The organism is Pantoea sp. Fr-CA_6 (assembly GCF_024520895.1).
In the GTDB taxonomy this organism is placed as follows: Bacteria; Pseudomonadota; Gammaproteobacteria; order Enterobacterales; family Enterobacteriaceae; genus Pantoea; species Pantoea agglomerans.
The window spans coordinates 416,735-438,952 of sequence record NZ_JALNPO010000004.1 but is presented as its reverse complement, the minus strand read 5'-3'; the positions used below and the strand labels follow the sequence as shown (position 1 = coordinate 438,952).

Below are 22,218 nucleotides of genomic sequence, written 5' to 3'. Positions count from 1 at the left end.
TACGCAACTTTCCAGACCTGCTTTTCTGCATTCCGGCCTCAATGTTGATCTGACCGTGCCGATACTCACCCCGTTGTGTTTTGCTTTTTACTGGCTTTTTGGGAAGGTGAATACAGATGTTTATGGCCCAGCAATCTGTTGGACAATTCAGACGCAAGCGTGTGCTGATAGCGCTGTCGATCGCCACCGTGGTGCTGATATTAACCCTGGCCTTTCGCTATATCGAAGAGAAGTCACGTATCGAGCAGCAGGCGATGGATTTCGCCGATAAAGCGATTATGCGGTTTGACCGGATGTTTTCACCGCTGGAGGTTTCAGCCAATAATACGCTGGGTCTGGTCGGCGTTCCCTGTCAGGATGTTCGCTTTCCACTCATCGAAAAAATCTCTTCCCTGCAGACGGTCCGGGCGATTCTGCTGGTGGATAACGACGTGCTCTACTGCTCCAGTATCTACGGGCCGCGCACCATTCCCTTTAGTCAGACCTACCCTGACTTAGCCTTTAACAGTCAGCGTATGACGCTGGCAACCGATGAGTATCTGCTGAAAGGCTCGCCCATTTTACTGCTGTGGACGCCAAAGAGTCTGGATAACCGCTCCGGGATTTTGCAGGTGATCAACATCGAAATGATGAGCAATTATCTGCTGGAGCCGCAGTTGCCCTGGGTGGAACGCGCTGTCTTTAACGTCAATGGAGAGAGCCTGGAGTATGGCAATCCGCTGATCGAGCCCACGGTGCCGTCAGAAGACGAAGTGAGCTATGAGCAGGGCTCGCTGCGCTATCCGTTTACGCTTACTCTCTATGGCCCCTCTCCGACCCGCCTGGCGCTGGCGACGCTTCCCTCACAGCTCCCGCTGGCGCTGCTGCTGAGCCTGCTTATGGGTTACATCGTCTGGCTGGCGACCGCAAATCGTATGAGCCTGAGCTGGCAAATCAGTTATGGCATTACGGCCCGTGAGTTTATGGTTTATTGCCAGCCGCTGATCAACACCAAAAGTGGTGAGTGCGACGGTATTGAGTTACTGCTGCGCTGGCATAATCCCCGTCAGGGCTGGATTGCACCGGATGTCTTTATTCCCCTGGCCGAGCGACAGAACCTGATCAAACCGCTGACGCGCTTTGTACTGAATGAGGTGGTGAGACAGTTACCGCAGTTGCCCGACGATCCCGCGTTCCATATCGCCATTAACGTTGCCGCCAGCCACTTCCGCGACCACGCCATTCTGGAAGATCTGCACAACCTGTGGTGGCCTGCCAATCCGGTGCCGAAACTGGTGGTGGAGCTCACCGAGCGCGATGCCCTGCCGGTCGTGGACCAGTCGGTGATTGCGCAACTGCACGACATCGGTGTCCGGCTGGCGATTGATGATTTTGGTACCGGTCACAGCTCACTCTCCTACCTGAAAGATCTGCAGCCAGATGTGCTGAAAATCGACAAGATTTTCACCGCAGCCATCGGCACTGACGCGATTAATGCCACGGTGACGGATATGGTGATTTCGCTGGCCCAGCGCCTGAATATCAGTCTGGTGGCCGAAGGCGTGGAAACAGCTGAGCAGGCGGCCTATCTGCGCGAACGCGGCGTGGATCATCTGCAGGGCTACTATTTTGCCCGCCCGATGCCGCTGCAGGACTTCCCGGCGTGGCTGGCGCAGCATCAGGCTGATGCCCGCAGGTGACAATCGCCTGAGCCCCGTTTCGCCCTGCCTGATGACCTTACGCCACAGACAAAAAAACAGCCGCGGCAATGAGCCAGCGGCTGTCGGAGAATTCAGCGCGGCCGGTAAGCCCGGCAGCGCCTCTGCATCAACGAGAACGATTAGCCCTCTTCATCCTCATCATGCGGTTTATCTTTAGTGACACGCACCAGATCGATACGGTAGTCGGTCGCTTCGATAATCTGGAAGTGCAGCGGAGTGATATCAATCACATCGCCAGGAAGCGGTAACTGCCCTTTCTGCTCAATCAGCAGGCCCGCCAGCGAGGCGTGGTCTTCTGTCGGGTCGACCAGCTCATGGAAGTCGAGCAACTGCTGCAGCGAGTGCAGATCGGTCCCCCCTTTCACTAACCAGCCATCACCATCCGCAATAATATCGGGCGTTTCATCTTCATCCGGGAATTCACCCGCAATTGCTTCCAGCACGTCCAGCGGCGTAATCAGACCCTGAACCACACCAAACTCATTGGTGACAATCACGAAGCTGCCCTTGGCACGACGCAGCACGCCAAGCAGGTTGATCGGATCCAGCGTCTCCGGCACCACGATAGTCGGTGTATTGGCCGCAAAGGTCGCCACATCCACACCGTGCTCCAGCGCCACCAGCAGCTCTTTGGCTCGCACTACGCCGACAATTTCATCCAGTTCACCCCGACAGACCGGGAACAGGCTGTGAGGCGTATCAAGCAGCTGACCGCGAATCTCATCTACCGGCCGATTCGCATCGACCCAGGAGATTTCACCGCGCGGCGTCATGATGCTACGAATCGAGCGGGAAGCCAGCGTCAGCACGCCATTAATCATATAGCGCTCTTCATCTTTAAACGCTTCCTGCGGCATCGCTTCCGCCAGCGCAGCCTCTTCGCTGCTGCTGGTGTTGCCATTGCTGGCGGTCTGGGCACGGTTGCGGCCCCCCATCAGGCGTAAAATCGCTTCGGCGGTGCGTTCACGCATCGGGCGATTTGACTGATGGCGGATAAAGTTACGACGTGCAACCTGGTTGAACAGCTCAATCAGAATCGAGAAGCCAATCGCCGCATAGAGGTAGCCTTTAGGAATATGGAAACCAAAGCCTTCTGCCACCAGCGACAGACCGATCATCAGCAGGAAGCTCAGACAGAGCACCACTACAGTCGGATGCGCGTTAACAAAGTTGGTTAACGGCTTAGATGCCAGCAGCATCACACCCATCGCAATCACCACGGCGGTCATCATCACCGGCAGGTGGTTCACCATACCCACGGCGGTAATCACAGCATCCAGCGAGAAGACGGCGTCCAGTACCACAATCTGCGTCACGACAGCCCAGAAACTGGCATATCCCCGATTACCGGATCCGTCGAGCTGCCGGTTCTCCAGCCGCTCGTGCAGCTCCATGGTCGCCTTAAACAACAGGAACAGACCACCCGCCAGCAGAATTAAATCACGACCGGCAAAGCTGAAACCGCCTACGCTAAAGAGAGGCGTCGTCAGCGTCACCATCCAGGAGATCAGCGACAGCAGACCCAGACGCATGACCAGCGCCAGTGACAGGCCAATCAGGCGTGCTTTATCACGCTGCTTCGGCGGCAGTTTGTCGGCCAGGATGGCAATAAACACCAGGTTATCAATGCCGAGTACGATTTCCAGCACCACGAGCGTCAGTAAACCCGCCCAGATTGAGGGGTCGAATAAAAATTCCATTATTTATGACTCCAGAACAGGGAACAGATCGCGGTGCTGCTTATCAGCGCAGCAATGCGTGACATGCAGGTAGTCGGGAAAGCGGTGAAAACGCCGTGAGGCGAAGGGTGACGCGCCAGCAGGCGCAAAGAACAGATTAAGCGACGTCGGTGACGATCCATAAAGGTGGGCTGAAGCCCGTTACTCCTGAGTAGTAAACAGAACGTTAATGTATCAGGTCGGCGAATTGCGTCAAAAAATTTTCTTATTTTTACAATCTGCCTGACGGATGATCAGGCGCATAAAAAGGGTTACTGGCCGCTTCACACGATGAATAGCTGACAGACATCACATAATTTATTTTTTCGATCACTAAAATAAATCGCGACTTAATCGCCTTGACGTAGTTAACCCATGTTTTTTCGACGCTATAACGATAATTCGAATCATCCGGTTAAACAGATCATCAAAGCAATTCAATACAGTTCATTGACTCAGATGAGCATCTCTAGCGAACGGAGGTAGCACGTGACCATTGCGATAGTAATTGGTACACACGGCTGGGCAGCGGAACAACTGCTGAAAACAGCAGAAATGCTGTTGGGCGAGCAGGACAATGTCGGCTGGATAGATTTTGTCCCCGGTGAAAATGCAGAAACGCTGATTGAAAAATATCAGGCACGACTGGCAGAACTTGATACGACGCAGGGAGTCCTGTTTTTAGTTGATACCTGGGGTGGCAGTCCGTTTAATGCGGCCAGTCGCATCGTGGTCGACAAACCGCAGTATGAGGTCATCGCCGGGGTCAATATCCCGATGCTGGTCGAAACCCTGATGGCGCGCGATGACAATCCCGGTTTTGACGAGCTGGTCGCCGTGGCGGTGGAGACCGGCCGTGAAGGCGTCAAAGCCCTGAAAGCCAAAGAAGAAGCGCCGGCGCCAGCGGCGGTGAAACCGGCCGCTGCGGTGCAACCGGCTAAGCCGATGGCGCCTGGTGACCACATGAAAATCGGGCTGACACGCATTGATGACCGTCTGATTCATGGACAGGTAGCAACGCGCTGGACCAAAGAGACCAACGTTCAGCGCATTATCGTAGTCAGCGATGAAGTGGCCAACGATCATGTGCGCAAGACTCTGCTGACGCAGGTCGCTCCGCCCGGCGTCACGGCCCATGTGGTGGATGTTGATAAGATGGTGCGGGTGTGGAACAACCCGAAGTATGGTCAGGATCGCGTGATGCTGCTGTTTACCAACCCCACCGATGTACTGCGCGTGGTGGAACAGGGTGTCGATATTAAAACCGTCAACATCGGCGGTATGGCGTTCCGCCAGGGGAAAACCCAGGTCAATAATGCGGTCTCGGTCGATGAAAAAGATATTGCCGCGTTCCGCAAACTCAATGAACGCAATATTGAACTGGAAGTGCGTAAAGTTTCCAGTGACCAGAAACTGAAAATGATGGATCTGATCGCGAAAGTTAACGCGTAACAGAAGCACTTATGCGCCTGCGTTTCCGGGCTCCTGGTTATCCTGCTGAGGACAAGAAGTATGATGGAAATAACCTCGCTACAAATTGTTTTGATTTTTATTGTCGCCTGTATTGCCGGTATGGGGTCGATTCTGGATGAGTTCCAGTTTCACCGTCCCCTGGTGGCCTGTACCCTGATTGGTATGGTGCTGGGTGATATGAAAACCGGCATTATTATCGGCGGTACGCTGGAGATGATTGCGCTGGGCTGGATGAACATCGGTGCCGCCGTTGCGCCTGATGCCGCCCTCGCCTCCATTATCTCGACCATCCTGGTTATCGCTGGCGGTCAAAGTGTGGGTGCCGGTATTGCGCTGGCGATTCCGCTGGCCGCCGCCGGACAGGTACTGACCATTATCGTGCGTACGCTGACCGTCGCCTTCCAGCATGCGGCTGACAAAGCCGCAGAGAAAGGCAACCTTACGGCCATCTCCTGGATCCACGTCTCTGCCCTGCTGTTACAGGCGATGCGTATCGCCATCCCGGCGCTGATTGTGGCGATTTCGGTCGGCACCAGTGCGGTTCACGCCTTACTCAGCTCTATTCCGGACGTGGTGACCAACGGCCTGAATATCGCCGGTGGCATGATTGTGGTGGTCGGTTATGCGATGGTCATCAACATGATGCGCGCAGGCTACCTGATGCCGTTCTTTTACCTGGGCTTCGTCACCGCCGCCTTCACCAACTTTAACCTGGTGGCGCTGGGCGTCATTGGCGTGGTCATGGCGGTGCTCTACATTCAGCTCAGCCCGAAATACAACCGTGTGGCGGGAGCACCAACAGGTGCTGCGACCGCAAACGATCTTGATAACGAACTCGATTAAGGAACAGGTGAGCACATGGTTGATATTACGAAAGTCGAAAAGAAACTGACACCCGGTGATGTTCGCGCCGTCTTTCTGCGCTCTAATCTGTTCCAGGGTTCATGGAACTTTGAACGCATGCAGGCGCTGGGCTTCTGCTTCTCAATGGTGCCGGTGATCCGCCGTCTCTATCCTGAGAACAATGATGAGCGTAAGCAGGCGATCAAGCGTCATCTGGAGTTCTTTAATACCCATCCTTATGTGGCCGCGCCGGTTCTGGGCGTGACTATGGCGATGGAAGAGCAGCGTGCTAACGGCGCACCGATCGACGATGGCGCGATTAACGGCCTTAAAGTCGGCCTGATGGGACCGCTGGCCGGTGTTGGCGACCCGATCTTCTGGGGTACGGTGCGCCCGGTGTTTGCCGCGCTGGGAGCCGGTATCGCCATGAGTGGCAGTCTGCTGGGTCCGCTGCTCTTCTTTGTGCTGTTTAACCTGGCACGTCTGCTGACCCGCTACTACGGCGTGGCCTATGGCTATCGCAAAGGGATAGATATCGTCAGTGATATGGGCGGCGGTTTCCTGCAGAAACTCACGGAGGGCGCGTCGATACTCGGCCTGTTTGTCATGGGGGCGCTGGTCAACAAGTGGACACACGTTAACATCCCGCTGGTGGTGTCACGTATTACCGACTCGACCGGTAAAACCACCGTCACCACCGTACAGTCGATCCTCGATCAGCTGATGCCGGGCGTGGTGCCGCTGCTGCTGACCTTTGGCTGTATGTGGCTGTTACGCCGTAAAGTGAACGCGCTGTGGATTATCGTTGGCTTCTTTGCTATCGGTATCTTTGGTTACTGGATCGGCCTGCTCGGTCTGTAATTTCACCCGGCCGGGAGCCTGTGCTCCCGGCTTTTAAGCGTGGTGAGCTGAGCCACAACCGGCTGAGCTCACCCTGTTTGAGGTAGATGTGATGTCATTAACCGACGCGCTGATTGCGTGTTGTATTGCCGCCCTGATGGGGTTTGCCATTTATCATGAGGCGATTCTGCCGCGTCGCCACGGCCCGACCCGCTTACGGGTTGCGCTGCGCAGGCAGCATAAGCTGGATAGCCTGATTTTCATCGGCCTGCTGCTGATCCTGCTGTGGAACAACGTCAGCCATCACGGCCCGCAGCTCACCACCTCACTGCTGATGGTGCTGAGTTTTCTGGCGTTCTGGCTATTCTGGCTGCGAAAGCCAACGCTGCTGATGAAAAGTGAGGGGTTGTTTTACGCCGGTGTCTGGATCGATTACCGGCGAATTCAGGGTATGAATCTCTCTGAGGATGGCATTCTGGTGATTCAGCTGGAACAGCGTCGGCTGCTGATCGCGGTACAGCAACTCGACGATCTGGAGCGCATCTATAACACCCTGGTCGAGGCGCGCTAGTCGCGCTGCCACACAGTCAGGGTAAAGTCGGCGTCGCAGCTGAACTGCTCGCTCTGCTGCAGGGTCTGCCAGACCTCTTCACGCGCCCGCCAGGCGAACGGCGTCATCTGAAGCAGGGTCGTCGCGGCTGCGCCGGTTAATGCCATCGGGTAACGCAGCGCATGCTGCGCCACCTGGCGGAATCCGGGATACGCTTTCTGCTCCGGCACATGCAACTGCACTTCGCGGTAAATCAGCGCCTTGAACTGCTGCAGATGATGCGGGCCCGGAGTCACGGTCAGTACCAGGCCACCCGGCTTCAGCACGCGCGTCAGTTCCGCTTCATTGCAGGGTGCGTAGATTCGGACAACCGCATCCAGGGCGTGATCGGCAAAGGGTAAGCGCTGGCTGGAAGCGACGCAGAAGCGCACCGCCGGATAGCGCTTTGCTGCCAGCCGGATCGCCATTCTGGCGACATCCAGTCCATAGACCTGCCCGGCCTCGCCTGCTGCGTCAGCCAGTGCGGCGGTGTAGTAACCTTCGCCACAGCCGATATCCAGGATTTTGCACTCCGGCTGGCTCAGCGCGGGCGCAAGCAGGCTGACGACCCGATCACGCAGCGGCTGGTAGTAGCCTGCCTCAAGAAATTCGCGTCGTGCCTGCATCATCTCTGCACTGTCACCCGGTTCACGTGACCGTTTATGCTGAACGGGCAGCAGATTGACATACCCTTCTTTCGCCTGGTCAAACTGATGGCGATTCTCGCAGCACCAGCTGCGCGCAGTAAAGGCGAGAGGAGAGTGACAAAGAGGGCAAATCAGGGACATAGGGTGCTCCGGCATCAGATAACGCGGCGCAGTGTAACCTTAACGTTTACGCATCGGAAGCATAAAGAAAGCCCCGGCTGAGAAGCCAGGGCTTTGAGATTTCATGTCAGGGTGCAATGCACCGAGGCGGAGTTGAATCAGATAGCCGTAACGTTAACGGCTGCCGGGCCTTTCTGGCCGTCCTGAATTTCGAACTCAACGCTCTGGCCTTCAGCCAGGGTTTTGAAACCATTGCCCTGAATAGCGGAGAAGTGTACGAACACATCTTTGCTACCGTCAGCAGGGGTGATAAAACCAAAACCTTTAGACTCGTTGAACCACTTAACCTGACCTTTAATCTTTGCCATTTTGCAAATTCCTTTAGATGTTTATTTAGCCCGAAGGCTGTCGTACAGAAAAACCAGAGACATTACTGCATGAGGCACTAATTAAGGTTCGGCAAGGAAGCGGTATTCAACGTCAACGTCTTTACTCGTTCTTCTTTACAGACTTCTTTACAGAAGATGCCATGCATAAACAGAACTGTACCTCGTTTAACTCAGGATTTGTTATCACATATCCTAAAAACAATGGCAAGCCATTTTTAAGGGCCTCAGCCAGCCTGCGCACATAATTGCCAGAAGGCTCACATTGCCTGTTCTGTGGCGCTTACAAATGCCGATGCAAATTAAGCACGCTCTCCGGCCAGACCCCTCTCCGGCCTCTGTTGCCGGGTCTAACCCAATGGATACCATAAGAAATTAATATTTCACAAATATGGCAATAACAGAATGAATAAGCGAAGCGCGAAAAGTTGAAAATATCAATAATCCGGCTTCAATCCTGTACAGCGCCTTTTATTTCGTACAGATAACACTTTTTTTGCACCAAAAGCAGGAGCCAGACAGTCGTCCTGCTCCAAATAAAAGCATTGAGCCCGATTTTACTTATTAAGAATTTAACTTTTGATTTGAAAAATTGATATCAGATAATAAAAACGGGCTTTTGTTTTAACTCTGATGTTTTAGGATAATTCCTGGGTATCCTTATTCAGCCCGCGGCTTTCGCCTATTCGCCACGGTGCGAAACCGCCCTTTTGCTCGTTTGCCCGCAGCAGCGCATCCGCCAGTTCTTTGGGTGGTGCATCAAGCGACTCATCGGCCAGTTCGAACACGCCCCAGTGGATGGGCAGCGTCAGTGGCCTGCCTGCTGCCTGCCACAGCGCCACCGCCTGATCGGGATTCATATGTTGGCCCGCCATGAACCATTCAGGTGCATAAGCGCCAATCGGCAAAGCCGCCAGGCTGAACGGGCCGAGTCGGGCCGCAATCTCCGGCAGGCTATCGCTGTAGCCGCTGTCGCCCGAGAACCAGAAGCGCATGGAGGCAGAACGCACGACCCAGCCGCACCAGAGCGAACGGTTTCGATCGCGCGGCGTTCGCATACTCCAGTGACGTGCCGGCACCGCATCAAAACAGAGGTCGCCGACAGTAAACTGTTGCCACCAGTCGAGCTGATGGACCTGTTTCACGCCCCGCGCCCTGCACCATTTTTCCAGGCCCAGCGGCACAATGAAGGTCGCCTGCGGAAAACGCCGGACGATCGCTTTAACCGTCGGCCGATCAAGATGATCGTAATGGTTATGTGAAATAAGCACGACATCCAGACGCGGCAGATCAGCGATGCTAAGCGGTGCTGGCGTTTTTCGCTGCGGCCCGGCAAAAGAGAGTGGCGAGGCGCGTGACGAGAGTGCGGGATCGATCAGGATATATTGCTGGTTCAGTCGCAGCAGCACGGCGGCATGTCCCAGCCACCAGATGCGATCGTCACTGCCGCTGATATCAGCGTGCTGCCACCACTGTTCGGTGAAAGCCCTGTAGCCCTGCTGCGGTGGCAGCGGCAGCCCCTGTGATTTGCGCTCCCTGCGCCAGCGCTGCAGATCGCCCGGCTTGCGCCGTTCCGGTTCAGGATTGCAGAATCCCTCGGGCGTGTGATGCGCTTTGCTGCTGTCATACCAAGGATTTTTCCAGACCATCCCGCCTCTCTGCTGTGATTATCGTTCCGGAATCAACCGGATAAAGTCGCGTTTCTCGCGATCGTCATCGGTTTTTTTACTCTCTGCCCCTGGCTGCATTTCAATCAGACGGCGCAGCAGCTGATTCTGTTTCTTCTGCTCTTCCAGCAAAGATTCCAGTAAGCGGATTTGCTCACCGGCGCGCACGCTGGCGCGGTTGACAAAGAACCAGGCGATAAACGCCACAATCAAAATAATGACCAGCAAGCCATAGCTGACCAGTGGGCCCGAATTTGCGGCTAACTCATTCATAACTGCCTCGTAAAACTCAGTGGAAACGCCAGAACATGGCAACCGCCCATTCTACCTGTCGCCATCGCAAAAGATAATGGGGTTAACATCAATGCAGAATTTGCCGTTTCAGTTATCTCTGATCGATCCCACCAGAAAAGCGAGGCATGCTGATATCATCATAACCGGCGGCACCAGGTGGAGCGCTGAGTTATCTTTCACAAGGAGACATAATGAAACTGTTTATTCGTACGGTAGGCTTGCTGGCGGTGATCTGGCTGGCGATGCTGTTTACCGGCTATGGCGTATTAACCGGCAGTACTAAAAATGCAGCCGGCCTTGGCCTGCAGTGCAGCTATCTGACCGCTCGCGGTGTGATCAGTGCGCAGTATCTGCATACTGACAGTGGCGTGGTGGGCGTGACTGATTGTCCGTTGCTGAAGAAAAGCGGAGAAGTGATCGATAATTAACAAAACAGCGGGCCACATGGCCCGCTGTTTTCAGAACGGATAGTCGTGATAGCCCATCTCTGAGGAGAGCGTGCGCGCCGCCCGATGCAGCATGGCCACGTAATCCTGGCGGGCATCTTCTGAAAAGCGAATGGTAGGAAAAGAGATGCTCAGTCCCGCAATCACCACGCCAAAACGGTCAAATACCGGCACAGCGAGGCAGCGTAAACCCTCTTCCTGCTCTTCGTTATCTTCACCATAGCCCTGCGTTCTTACCTGATCCAGCGCCGTAATCAACGCCTCCGCGCTTAACAGCGTATTGGCCGTGCTCCGTTTGAATTCGACATCCCGCAGGATCTCCTCAACCTCGCTGCGATCGCGCCAGGCGAGCAGAACTTTCCCAATCGCGGTGGTATGCAGCGGATTACGACGGCCAATGCGCGAATACATACGCAGGTTGTAGAGGGAGTCGATTTTGTGGATGTAGACAATACTGTCCTCTTCCAGCGCCCCCAGGTGAATGGTCTCTTTGGTCAGACGCGAAAGCTCACGCATCTGCACATCCGCACTGCGGATTAAATCGACGTTCTGCAGCGCTTTTGCGCCCAGTTCAAACAGCTTCAGTGTCAGTGAGTACTTCTCGCTCTCACCTTCCTGCGTGACATAACCCAGCGACTTCATGGTCTGCAGGAAACGGTAAACGGTGCTTTTTGACATCATCACGCGCTGCGCGAGCTCAGTAATACCGTGATCGCGCTCTTCACCCAGCGCCTGCAGAATGCCGAACACTTTAAGTACCGAAGAGACGGAATCGGGCTGTTTATCATTTTCAGCAGAGGACATCGCGCACCTTGTTAAACCTGTTTCAAAAAAAATGGAACGGACTGTCAGTATAGAGTGAGGCATACGAAGGCAGCAATGCTTTAACCATTACGTCATATTTAAAGACAGTTTTTTCTCCGTCCGATCGCTGTATTTCAGCGTTAATTTCATTAGCATGATGATATTCACCCTCTTTAGTAATTAACTTATGACACTCTCTCCTCCTCAGGATGGATTACCCGCGCGTCAGCGCTATATGGCAATCGTCACCATCGCGCTGGGTCTGACCATGGCAGTGCTGGATGGCGCGATAGCCAATGTCGCCCTGCCCACTATCTCGCGCGAACTGAATGCCAGCCCGGCGCAGTCGATCTGGATAGTGAACGCCTATCAGATTGCGATTATCGTCTCGCTGCTGTCGCTCTCCTTTCTGGGCGACATGCTGGGTTATCGTCGCGTCTATCAGGCGGGCCTGGCGCTGTTTATTGCCACTTCGCTGTTCTGCGCCTTCTCCACCACCCTGACCATGCTGACTTTCGCCCGCGTGCTGCAGGGATTAGGAGGTGCAGCACTGATGAGTGTGAATACCGCGCTGATACGCATTATCTATCCGCAGCGTCATCTGGGACGCGGCATGGCGATCAACTCGCTGGTCGTGGCGGTTTCAACCGCGGCAGGCCCGACGGTCGCCGCAGCGATTCTTTCGGTGGCAAGCTGGAAGTGGCTGTTTCTGATTAACGTCCCGCTGGGTGCCATTGCGCTCTGGCTGGCGCTGCGCACGCTGCCTGATAATCCGCAGAAAGCGACGGCGCAGAAATTTGATGTTCCCAGCGCGATCATGAACGCCCTGTTCTTTGGTCTGATCATCTCTGCGCTGAGCGGGTTTGCACAGGGACAGAGTCATCTGCTGGTGCTGTCGGAGGTCATTGCTCTGCTGGTTGTGGGCTGGTTCTTTATTCGTCGTCAGTTAAACATGGCGGTGCCGCTGCTGCCGGTTGATCTGCTGCGTATCCCGATTTTCAGCCTGTCGATGGGAACGTCGGTCTGTTCGTTCTGCGCGCAGATGCTGGCGATGGTGTCGCTGCCCTTCTTTCTGCAAAACGTCCTGCAGCGTGATGAGGTGGCAACCGGTTTACTGCTGACGCCCTGGCCGCTGGCAACCATGGTGTTTGCGCCGATTGCCGGCCGGCTGATTGAACGGGTGCATGCCGGGCTGCTGGGCGGCATCGGGCTGGCCATATTCGCACTGGGGCTGTTTCTGCTCGCCTGGCTTCCGGCTAACCCGGGTGATGGCGATATAATCTGGCGCATGATGCTCTGCGGTGCCGGTTTTGGGCTGTTTCAGTCACCCAACAACCACACTATTGTCACTTCCGCTCCGCGTCATCGCAGCGGCGGCGCCAGCGGCATGCTGGGCACCGCGCGCCTGCTGGGCCAGAGTATGGGTGCCGCGCTGGTCGCGCTGATGTTTAATCTGTTTGATGAACGCGGGACGCACGCTTCGCTGCTGCTGGCGGGCAGCTTTGCCGCCGTGGCCGCGCTGGTCAGTGTGTCACGGATGACGCAGACCCGCGCCTGATGGCAGAAACAGAAAAGGCGACACAGGGTTAATGCCAGTCAGTTAAGCGACAGGTGATAACGCAGTCTGGCACCGTGCAGGGGCTGGCGGTCCTCGCGCCGCTGCGCAGTTCCTTCACGTCATTCCTCTGCCTGACGGACCGCCGGGGATGGCACATCCTGTGCCGCCCCGCCTTTCGCCCGCATCCTGCGGGCTCTCCTGGCAGACTCATTCTGTTCAGCGCTGCGGATTGCCTGCCCCTGCCCGGCCCCAGCCTGCTCTGAAACTTCAGTGTGTATTGTCAGAAAGGGCACGAAAGTGGAAGCCTGAGCGCCGCTGCTGCTAAAAGGGCTATCCGCAGCACTGAGGCGTGACGGTAGGCCAGGGAGGGCCGATTCCCGAACGGTTCGTCGGCACGACGTCTAAAGCCGAAGGTACCGCGTGAGCGGCGCGAGGACGGCCCGGCAGCAGCAGAGGTGCGCTGGCCCGCACTGAGGCTCGTTCGCCCATAAAAAAAGCTGCCACGTTTGACCGTGACAGCCTTTACAAATCTAATCTTAACTGACCAGCATTAGACCCAGGGTCGCCTTTTTTGCTCTGCTTAACGCTACTTCAGATACTGACCGCTGCGCAGTGCTTCAATACGCTTATCTAACGGCGGATGCGACATAAACAGCTCGCTAAACGATTTGCCTTTACCGTTGATACAGAACGCCATCATGCTGCTCGGCTCCTGCGGTTCGTAGCTGGTTTTCAGGCGCTGTAACGCCGCAATCATCTTCTCACGACCTACCAGCTTCGCTGAACCGGCATCGGCATGGAACTCACGGTGACGCGAGAACCACATGGTGATGATGCTGGCGAGAATACCAAACACCAGTTCCAGCACCATCGACACCGCAAAGTAGACCAGCGGGTTGCCGTTGCTGCTCTCCTCACCATCGCGGTTGCCGGACATAAAGCCCGCCGCGATCTGCGCCAGAATACGTGAAACGAAAATCACAAAGGTGTTCACCACACCCTGGATCAGCGTCATGGTGATCATGTCGCCGTTGGCGATGTGTGACACTTCGTGTGCCAGCACCGCTTCCGCTTCATCACGGCTCATGTTCTGCAGCAGACCGGTTGAGACAGCAACCAGTGAGGCGTTACGCCGTGCGCCAGTCGCAAAGGCGTTGATGTCAGGTGCGTGATAGATCGCCACCTGTGGCATCGCAATACCCGCCTGCTGTGCCTGACGGCCAATTGTATCCACCAGCCAGCGCTCGGTTTCGTTGCGTGGCTGTTCAATCACTTCACCGCCAACCGATCGCAGTGCCATCCACTTCGACATCAGCAGTGAAACAAACGCACCGCCGAAGCCAAACAGGCCTGCCATGATCATCAGGCCCTGAACACTGCTTGACTGGATCCCTGTCAGGCTGAGAATCAGCCCGAATACCAACATCACAGCCAGGTTGGTCATCAGGAAAAGAGCAATACGCATCATTTTTGTTAATCTTCCTCAGTAGTTCACGCGCCTATACGCGGATCCATATCCTATGGGCATTGGGCTGCTTTTCAAGCAACCTTAACGTTTAAGTGCCTAAAAAGACATAACTTTACATTCTGACACGCCTGATGAGGAGCCCAGCCTTCAGGCACCTTCACCAGCACTAATCATTGCTTACTGGAAACTTTTCTGAGTACAAAAAAAAGCACCGCTGAGCGGTGCTTGTTCTGGCAACAGCGGATTATTTAGCCGCTGGCGCCTCTGGCTGGGATTTCTCCAGCTGCGCAAGATCGTTAGCGATCTTCACCGTCTCATCAAGATACGGATCCGGCTCTTTATAATCTTTCGGCAACTCATCCAGGTTTTTCAGCGGTTTTTTGCCTTCGGCCTGATAGCGCGCGTTGATCCGCTCCAGACGAGACGCATCATCTTCGTGGTTCTCTTTCTCGCGCTGAGCGAGATTAAGCGACACGATGTTGCGCTTATCTTTCAGGGCATTGTAACGGGCAATGTCCTTCATGATGTACTGGAACTCGCGATCCTGAGCAATGCGGTCAGCATGCTGCTTAGTCAGCTGCACTACCAGCGGTTTCACATCACCGGTTTTGACATAGGTCGCCGCTTTGATGCTGTCCCACGGCAGTGCGTTATCTTCAAATTTCTCACCGGTTTCAGCCGCTTCAACGCCGGTTGGCATCAGCAGATCCGGCGTGACGCCTTTACGCTGAGTACTGCCGCCGTTAATGCGATAGAACTTCTGAATGGTGTAAGAAACGGAGCCTAACGCAGGCCACTCCGGACGCAGCATCTGATCGTAGATGCGGTTCAGAGAGCGATACTGCTGAACGGTGCCTTTACCAAAGGTTGGCTCGCCAACAATCACCGCGCGACCGTAATCCTGCATCGCGGCAGCAAAGATCTCAGAAGCTGAGGCGCTGAAGCGATCGACCAGCACCACCAGCGGTCCTTTGTAGTAGACAACGCCGTCGTTATCGCTGTCTTCACGAACCCGACCATTGTTGTCGCGTACCTGAACCACCGGACCACTCGGAATAAACAGACCGGAAAGCGAGACTGCTTCGGTCAGCGCGCCGCCGCCGTTAGTACGCAGATCGATTACCACACTGTCGACGTTCTGTTTCTGCAGTTTCTGCAGCTGTACTTTGACGTCGTCGGTGAGGCCGACATAGAAACCAGGAATATCGAGCACGCCCACTTTCTGCTTGCCGACATTTTTGATGGTCAATTTAACCGCGCGATCTTCCAGACGGATTTTCTCACGCGTCAGCGTCACAGTACGGGTTTTAGTACCCTTACCGGCTGGCAGAACTTCCAGGCGCACTTTGCTGCCCTTAGGTCCTTTAATTTTTGCCACGACATCATCCAGACGCCAGCCGATCACATCTTCCATCGGCTTGCCTGGCTGACCCACACCGACGATGCGATCGCCAACGGTAATGGCTTTGCTTTTCGCGGCCGGGCCGCCTGCAACCATCGAGTTAATCACCGTATAGTCGTCATCCATCTGCAGAACCGCACCGATGCCTTCCAGTGACAGGCTCATCTCGGTGTTGAACTGCTCGGTGTTACGCGGCGACAGATAGCTGGTGTGCGGATCGATTTCGCGGGCAAAAGCGTTCATCACCAGCTGGAAAACATCTTCACCGTTGCTCTGGGCCAGACGACGGATAGCGAAGTTGTAACGCTTGGTCAGAACGTCGCGGATCTCGTTATCATCTTTACCCGCCAGCTTCAGACTCAGCTGATCGTATTTGACCTTGGCATCCCACAGCGCATTCAGTTCAGACTGATCTTTCGGCCAGGGTGCTTTCGCGCGGTCAATGTCGATAGTGTCATTGCCGCTGAAATTCATCGGACGAGCCAGCACCGTCAGCGCATATTGATAGCGCTCAAAACGGCGTTTCTGCGCCAGATTATAAATATCGTAAAAGAGATCCAGCTTGCCACTGCGCAGCTCATCGCCGACGGTGGTTTTTTTGCTGGCAAACTGCGCCACATCTGACGCCAGCAGCACATTGTGGCTGTAGTCGAGCATGTTCAGATAGCGATCAAAAATTTTCGCTGAAAAGTTCTGATCCAGGTCGAACTGGCGATAGTGGGAACGGGTAAAGCGCGAGGTTACGCGCTCACTGACCGTCGGATCCTGCGGATCTTCGTGAAGCTGGGGAATCTGATCGGCACGGGTAATGTTCTCCGCGCCGAAGGTTGGGCCTGCTAATAGCAGGCCCGCAATAAGTCCAACTTTAAAAAGGGTGTTCATGCCGGGGTTAGCCTCCGTTTCAGAACTGCAAGTGTTCTGCGCGCACAATCATTGCCATGCCGGAAGCGAGCTGGACCCGAACGCCGTCTTTTGATACTTCCAGAACGGTAGCGTCCATCGCACTTTTGCCTGCTTTAACTTTAATACTCTGGCCGGGTTGCAAAGTTGAGGTATCAGTGATGGGTCGGGCTTCCTGCTCCGGACGTGGGGCTGGCTTGCGATGCTGTGAGGCGGTCGCACGCGGTGCAGTGGTCTGCGGACGCGGTTTACGCGCGGCTTCGCCTTCTGCAGGCTTACGTGCCGCGGGCTTGCGGGGACGACGCGGTGCCGCGCCCTCTTCGCTTTCGCCTGCTTCACGACGCGCGGCGCGCTGCTGGTCACGCTGCGCCTGGACGCGTGCTTTCGCTTCTTCCAGTTGCTTGCGTGCATGCTCAACGTGTTGCTCATCCAGCACGCCACAGGCGTTACCGTCGAGATCGACACGGATAGCACCGGCTTTGATGCCGTACAGATAACGCCAGCTTGACGTATAGAGACGCAGCGCGGAACGCAGCTGTGTTTTGCTCAGACCCATTTCGCCCTGAACACGCTCGACCAGATCCTGAAAGATACCGATTTTGAGCGGACGCGCTTCACCTTCAGCGCTAAAGCAGTGCGGAAAGCGCTCCGCCAGAAAAGTGATGACTTCTTTACTGCTATTCAACTTAGGTTGATTTTCCATGAAATTTCCTGATTACAACGGGTTTGCCGACCAGCGCAGGCATGAACAGGCGACATTATAATGACAACATCGCTAAATGCCATGTGATCCAGTCGATTAGCTGCGCGTCAGCTGCAGATATTTTTCTAAGTCGCTGTTCGCAAGCACTTCACAAAGCCCATCAGTCAGTGTGACCAGCCCCGATTCGTCGTCGCTGTCAAAGCGATTGTACGCCACGCTGTCGATGTCCAGCACCCCAACCACAGTGCCATTCACTTTCAGAGGAATCACAATCTCAGCATTGCTGGCAGCGTCACAGGCGATGTGGCCCGGGAAGGCATGCACATCATCTACGCGTTGCACTTTTTCTTCTGCCAGCGCCGTGCCACACACACCTTTACCGACCGGAATGCGCACACAGGCGATTTTGCCCTGGAACGGGCCCAGCACCAGCGTATCCGCTTCCGTCAGCAGGTAGAAACCAGCCCAGTTCACGCCATCGAGACGTTCGTACAGCAGCGCGCTAAAGTTTCCCATCGCGGCGAGGAACGCCGTTTCTCCCGCCAGTAAGGCGCGCATATCGCGATTCAAATCGGCGTAAAAGGCAGTTTTGTTCATTATTTAACCGTTACCAATGACATCTGAACGGGGCATTGAAGACCGTTCGTTAAAAATAAGTTTTAAATATCCAGAGCCACAAGGTGAATCATAGCGTTAGTTGCTATACCCTTAGCATTCTGTGGATCGAAGCGTGATGCCCGAGACAGGCACACAGACAATGTCTTTATGACCGATATCTGTTACTTCTGAAGAGCGAAGATTGCATCACCCTATGAAAATTCACGCTATCAGCCAGACATTGCCTCACGCACGTTATCAGCGTTGCCCGCAATGCGATACCCTTTTTTCCTTACCGGATGTGAAATCTCATCAGTCGGCACATTGCCCACGCTGTAACGCCGAAATTCTCAGTGGTCGCGACTGGCCGATGACCCGTCTTATGGCGATGGCCGCCACCATGATTGTGTTAATGCCCTTTGCTTTCTCCCTGCCGCTGGTAGATATCCGGCTGCTTGGCATGCGCATCAATGCCAGCGTACTGGAAGGCATCATCCAGATGACCCAGCAGGGTGATGTACTGACGGCCTCAATGGTGGCGTTCTGCACCATCGGCGCGCCGGTGACGCTGGTGGCGGGTATCTGTTATCTCGGTATCGGCCACCGGCTGGGCATGAACCTGCGTCCCGTGCTGCTGATGCTGGAGAAGCTGAAAGAGTGGGTGATGCTCGATATCTATCTGATCGGCATCGCCGTGGCGTCGATTAAAGTGCAGGACTATGCTTCGCTTGAGATTGGCTACGGGCTGGCGGCTTACATCGCCCTGACGGTGCTGAGCGTGCTGACACTGATCCATCTGAATATGGAGCAGCTGTGGGAGCATTTCTACCCACAGACGCCAGGCAATATGGCCCGTGACGATATGCAGGTCTGCCTGAACTGTCACAACACCAGCATACCCGATGAACGGGGCCGCTGCCCGCGCTGTCACACGCCGCTCGACTTCCGACGCCGCCACAGCCTGCAGAAATCCTGGGCCGCGCTCATCGCATCGATTGTGCTGTTGATCCCCGCAAATCTGATGCCGATCTCCGTGGTCTACCTTAATGGCTCACGGCGTGAGGACACCATCTTCTCCGGCATCCTGGGGCTGGGCGAAGGCAATATTCCGGTGGCGGCAATTGTTTTTATCGCCAGTATTCTGGTGCCGTTTATCAAGGTGCTGGTGATGCTGACGCTGCTGCTCAGCATTCATTTTCGCTGTGAACAGGGGCTGAGAACCCGCATCCGCTTGCTGCGGTTTGTCACCTGGGTTGGCCGCTGGTCAATGCTCGATCTGTTTGTCATTTCGTTAACCATGTCGCTGGTCAACCGTGATCAGCTGCTGGCTTTTACCATGGGACCGGCGGCGCTGTTTTTTGGCGCGGCCGTCATCCTGACCATTATGTCTGTTGAGTGGCTGGACAGCCGCCTGCTCTGGGATGCACATGCAACAGGAAACGCCGACTACACCGACTAACGCAACGCTGCGCAATAAGCGCAAAATTTCGCCCTTCTGGCTGCTGCCGATTATTGCGATGCTGATCGCCTGCTGGCTGCTCTGGACCAATTATCAGGAGCGCGGCACCACCATCACCATCAATTTCCAGACGGCGGATGGTATCGTGCCGGGTCGCACCCCGATCCGCTATCAGGGCGTGGAAGTGGGCACCGTGCAGGGCATTAATCTCAGTGATGATTATCGCAGCATTCAGATTAAAGCCAGCATAAAGAGCGACATGCGCGATGCGCTGCGTGAAGATACGCAGTTCTGGCTGGTGACGCCTAAAGCCTCCCTGGCGGGTGTGTCGGGGCTGGATGCGCTGGTCGGCGGTAACTACATCGGGATGATGCCGGGTAAAGGTAAACCCAGCGAGTCGTTCACCGCGCTGGATACGCAGCCCAAGTATCGGGTGAATACCGGCGAATTGATGATCCATCTGCATGCGCCCGATCTCGGCTCGCTCAACACCGGCTCGCTGGTCTATTACCGCAAAATTCCGGTTGGCCGGGTCTATGACTACAGCATTAACAGCAAATCCGATGGCGTGTCGATTGATGTGCTGATTGACCGTCGCTTTATCAATCTGGTGAAAACCAACAGCCGTTTCTGGAATGTGTCAGGCATGAATGCTGACGTCAGCCTGAGCGGGGCTAAAGTGCAGCTGGAGAGTCTGGCGGCGCTGGTCAATGGCGCGATCGCGTTTGACTCGCCACAGGGTGCGGAAACGGCCAAAGCTGAGCAGAATTACCGGCTCTACCCCGATCTGGCACATAGTCAGCGCGGCGTGCAGATCACACTGGATCTGCCTAACGGCAACAATCTCAAGGCGGGCAGCACCCCGCTGATGTATCAGGGACTGGAAGTCGGCACGCTGACCAAACTGAACCTGCAGGATGGCGGCAAGGTCACCGGCGAGCTGACGATTGATCCCTCTGTTGTCGGTCTGATGCGCAGCGGCACCCGCATTGAGATGCACAGTCCGAAAATCAGCCTGACGGATACCAGCCTCAGCGCGCTGCTGACCGGCAACACGCTGGAACTGGTGCCGGGCGAAGGCGAGCCGCAGCAGCACTACACCGTGCTGGCGTCCAATGAGACTCTGCTGCAGAAGCCCAATGTACTGACGGTAAAACTCAGCGCGCCAGAGAGCTATGGTATCGATCAGGGCCAGCCGCTGATGCTGCACGGCATGCAGATTGGTCAGGTGATGTCGCGTACGCTGGATGAAAATGGCGTGAATTTCGTGGTGGCGGTCAATCCTGAAAATCGCAATCTGGTGCATGGCGACAGCAAATTTATCGTCAACAGTCGGCTGGATGTGAAGTTCGGTCTTGATGGCATGCAGGTATTAGGTGCCAGCGCCCGTGAATGGGTGGATGGCGGTATCCGGCTGGATCCGGGCAAAAAGGGTGAGCCAAAAAGTGCCTATCCGCTGTTTGCCGATGCTGAAAAAGCGGAAGAAGGCATTACCGGCGATGGCCCTTCTACCACGCTGATGCTGACCGCCAACAGTCTGCCTGACGTGCAGGCCGGCTCTGTCGTGCTTTACCGCAAATTTCAGGTGGGTGAGATTGTCAAAGTCACGCCGCGCGCTGACGCCTTTGATATTGCGGTACATATTCAGCCGGAGTATCGCAAGCTGCTGACCAGCGAAAGCGTGTTCTGGGCTGAGGGTGGCGCACGCGTCAGCCTTAACGGCAGCGGCCTGACGGTGCAGGCATCGCCGCTTAACCGCGCGCTGAAAGGCGCGATTAGTTTCGACAATATGAGTGGTGCGCAGTCGGCCAAAGGGGCCAAACGCGTCCTCTATCCGTCTGAAACCGCCGCCCGCGCAGTGGGCAGTCAGATTACGCTGCACACCTATGACGCCAGCAAGCTCTCTGCCGGAATGCCGATTCGTTACCTGGGTATTAATGTCGGCCAGGTGGAGTCACTGTCGTTAAGCAAAGATAACAATCAGGTGGTAGCGAAAGCGGTACTCTATCCGGAGTATGTCAACGATTTCGCCCGTCTCGGCAGCCGTTTCTCGGTGGTCTCACCGGAGATTTCCGCTACCGGCGTGAATCATCTGGAAACCCTGTTGCAGCCTTACGTCAACGTGGATCCCGGTAAAGGTGGCGCCGCGCGCACGTTTGAGCTGCAGGAGAGCACCATTACCGACTCCCGCTACCTTAATGGCCTGAACATTTATGTTGATGCCACTGAGGCCGGTTCACTGTCGCTGGGTACGCCGGTGCTGTTCCGTGGTGTGGAAGTGGGTACCGTGACCGGCACTTCACTGGGTAATATGGCGGATCGTGTGCAGATCGCCCTGCGCATCAGTAAGAAGTACCAGCATCTGGTGCGTAATAACTCGGTGTTCTGGCTGGCATCCGGCTATAACCTGGACTTCGGTCTGGTGGGTGGCGTAGTGAAAACCGGGACATTCCAGCAGTTTATTCGCGGTGGCATTCAGTTTGCGACGCCGCCGACGGTGCCGCTGGCGCCGCAGGCGAATCCGGATAAACATTTCCTGCTGCAGGATGAAGCACCGAAAGATTGGCGTAACTGGGGAACGGCGATCCCGTCTCCGCGCTAAAC

Annotated in this window: 19 protein-coding genes; 9 read left to right on the top strand and 10 right to left on the bottom strand. The window is 55.4% G+C overall.

Annotated elements, in window-relative coordinates; all coding sequences use genetic code 11:
• The first annotated feature begins 116 nt into the window (after nucleotides 1–116).
• On the top strand, nucleotides 117–1,679 hold the full coding sequence (locus NR201_RS10625) for an EAL domain-containing protein (protein WP_033779032.1): 1,563 nt from the start codon (nucleotides 117–119) through the stop codon (nucleotides 1,677–1,679).
• 140 nt (nucleotides 1,680–1,819) lie between these two features.
• Here the strand turns inward: NR201_RS10625 and NR201_RS10620 are convergent, their stop codons facing one another.
• Nucleotides 1,820–3,400, bottom strand: coding sequence for a TerC family protein (locus NR201_RS10620; protein ID WP_010260533.1), 1,581 nt, complete (start codon nucleotides 3,398–3,400; stop codon nucleotides 1,820–1,822).
• Between the two features lie 507 nt (nucleotides 3,401–3,907).
• Between NR201_RS10620 and manX the strand changes: the two genes are divergently transcribed.
• The 4 genes from manX (at nucleotide 3,908) to NR201_RS10600 (ending at nucleotide 7,145) form a co-directional block, all read left to right on the top strand.
• Nucleotides 3,908–4,870 carry a PTS mannose transporter subunit IIAB gene (gene manX / locus NR201_RS10615; RefSeq protein ID WP_052270527.1) on the top strand — a complete coding sequence of 321 codons (963 nt, stop codon included), beginning with the start codon at nucleotides 3,908–3,910 and terminating at the stop codon, nucleotides 4,868–4,870.
• 63 nt (nucleotides 4,871–4,933) lie between these two features.
• Nucleotides 4,934–5,734: a PTS mannose/fructose/sorbose transporter subunit IIC gene (locus tag NR201_RS10610; protein WP_033772844.1), complete on the top strand. Its 801-nt coding sequence runs from the start codon at nucleotides 4,934–4,936 to the stop codon at nucleotides 5,732–5,734.
• Nucleotides 5,735–5,749: 15 nt separating this feature from the next.
• Entirely contained in the window at nucleotides 5,750–6,595 is an 846-nt protein-coding gene (locus NR201_RS10605; protein ID WP_031591381.1) for a PTS mannose transporter subunit IID, read from the top strand.
• Between the two features lie 91 nt (nucleotides 6,596–6,686).
• Nucleotides 6,687–7,145: a DUF986 family protein gene (locus NR201_RS10600; protein ID WP_022625541.1), complete on the top strand. Its 459-nt coding sequence runs from the start codon at nucleotides 6,687–6,689 to the stop codon at nucleotides 7,143–7,145.
• Here the strand turns inward: NR201_RS10600 and rlmA are convergent.
• From rlmA to NR201_RS10580, 4 genes are all read right to left on the bottom strand, one after another.
• Entirely contained in the window at nucleotides 7,142–7,951 is an 810-nt protein-coding gene (gene rlmA / locus NR201_RS10595; RefSeq protein ID WP_256849746.1) for a 23S rRNA (guanine(745)-N(1))-methyltransferase, read from the bottom strand. The genes NR201_RS10600 and rlmA overlap by 4 nt on opposite strands.
• 137 nt (nucleotides 7,952–8,088) lie before the next feature.
• Nucleotides 8,089–8,298, bottom strand: a complete 210-nt coding sequence (cspE, locus tag NR201_RS10590; protein WP_003852684.1) for a transcription antiterminator/RNA stability regulator CspE — start codon at nucleotides 8,296–8,298, stop codon at nucleotides 8,089–8,091.
• A gap of 656 nt (nucleotides 8,299–8,954) precedes the next feature.
• Nucleotides 8,955–9,965 carry an MBL fold metallo-hydrolase gene (locus tag NR201_RS10585; RefSeq protein WP_256849745.1) on the bottom strand — a complete coding sequence of 337 codons (1,011 nt, stop codon included), beginning with the start codon at nucleotides 9,963–9,965 and terminating at the stop codon, nucleotides 8,955–8,957.
• A gap of 18 nt (nucleotides 9,966–9,983) precedes the next feature.
• Nucleotides 9,984–10,256: a YebO family protein gene (locus NR201_RS10580; RefSeq protein ID WP_010258793.1), complete on the bottom strand. Its 273-nt coding sequence runs from the start codon at nucleotides 10,254–10,256 to the stop codon at nucleotides 9,984–9,986.
• Nucleotides 10,257–10,468: 212 nt separating this feature from the next.
• Between NR201_RS10580 and NR201_RS10575 the strand changes: the two genes are divergently transcribed.
• Nucleotides 10,469–10,705 carry a YobH family protein gene (locus tag NR201_RS10575; protein WP_010258788.1) on the top strand — a complete coding sequence of 79 codons (237 nt, stop codon included), beginning with the start codon at nucleotides 10,469–10,471 and terminating at the stop codon, nucleotides 10,703–10,705.
• 30 nt (nucleotides 10,706–10,735) lie between these two features.
• Here the strand turns inward: NR201_RS10575 and kdgR are convergent, their stop codons facing one another.
• Entirely contained in the window at nucleotides 10,736–11,527 is a 792-nt protein-coding gene (gene kdgR, locus NR201_RS10570) for a DNA-binding transcriptional regulator KdgR (RefSeq protein ID WP_010670769.1), read from the bottom strand.
• A gap of 187 nt (nucleotides 11,528–11,714) precedes the next feature.
• Between kdgR and NR201_RS10565 the strand changes: the two genes are divergently transcribed.
• Nucleotides 11,715–13,085 carry an MFS transporter gene (locus NR201_RS10565; RefSeq protein WP_061901379.1) on the top strand — a complete coding sequence of 457 codons (1,371 nt, stop codon included), beginning with the start codon at nucleotides 11,715–11,717 and terminating at the stop codon, nucleotides 13,083–13,085.
• A 586-nt stretch (nucleotides 13,086–13,671) separates the two neighbouring features.
• On the opposite strand, the gene htpX is transcribed toward NR201_RS10565, so the two are convergent.
• The 4 genes from htpX to NR201_RS10545 all read right to left on the bottom strand — a co-directional run bounded on the left by htpX (nucleotide 13,672) and on the right by NR201_RS10545 (nucleotide 18,155).
• On the bottom strand, nucleotides 13,672–14,553 hold the full coding sequence (htpX, locus tag NR201_RS10560; protein WP_003852678.1) for a protease HtpX: 882 nt from the start codon (nucleotides 14,551–14,553) through the stop codon (nucleotides 13,672–13,674).
• Nucleotides 14,554–14,797: 244 nt separating this feature from the next.
• Entirely contained in the window at nucleotides 14,798–16,837 is a 2,040-nt protein-coding gene (gene prc / locus NR201_RS10555) for a carboxy terminal-processing peptidase (RefSeq protein WP_010670770.1), read from the bottom strand.
• 19 nt (nucleotides 16,838–16,856) lie between these two features.
• Complete coding sequence (gene proQ, locus NR201_RS10550; protein WP_010258776.1) at nucleotides 16,857–17,558, bottom strand: RNA chaperone ProQ; 702 nt, start codon at nucleotides 17,556–17,558, stop codon at nucleotides 16,857–16,859.
• 96 nt (nucleotides 17,559–17,654) lie between these two features.
• Entirely contained in the window at nucleotides 17,655–18,155 is a 501-nt protein-coding gene (locus NR201_RS10545; protein WP_010258773.1) for a GAF domain-containing protein, read from the bottom strand.
• A 214-nt stretch (nucleotides 18,156–18,369) separates the two neighbouring features.
• Here NR201_RS10545 and yebS point away from each other — a divergent pair, with 214 nt between their 5' ends.
• A complete protein-coding gene (yebS, locus tag NR201_RS10540) occupies nucleotides 18,370–19,614 on the top strand; it encodes a membrane integrity lipid transport subunit YebS (RefSeq protein ID WP_022625536.1) in 1,245 nt (414 codons plus the stop codon).
• Nucleotides 19,583–22,216: a PqiB family protein gene (locus NR201_RS10535; protein ID WP_010258767.1), complete on the top strand. Its 2,634-nt coding sequence runs from the start codon at nucleotides 19,583–19,585 to the stop codon at nucleotides 22,214–22,216. The genes yebS and NR201_RS10535 overlap by 32 nt, the downstream gene beginning before the upstream one ends.
• Nucleotides 22,217–22,218: the final 2 nt, after the last annotated feature.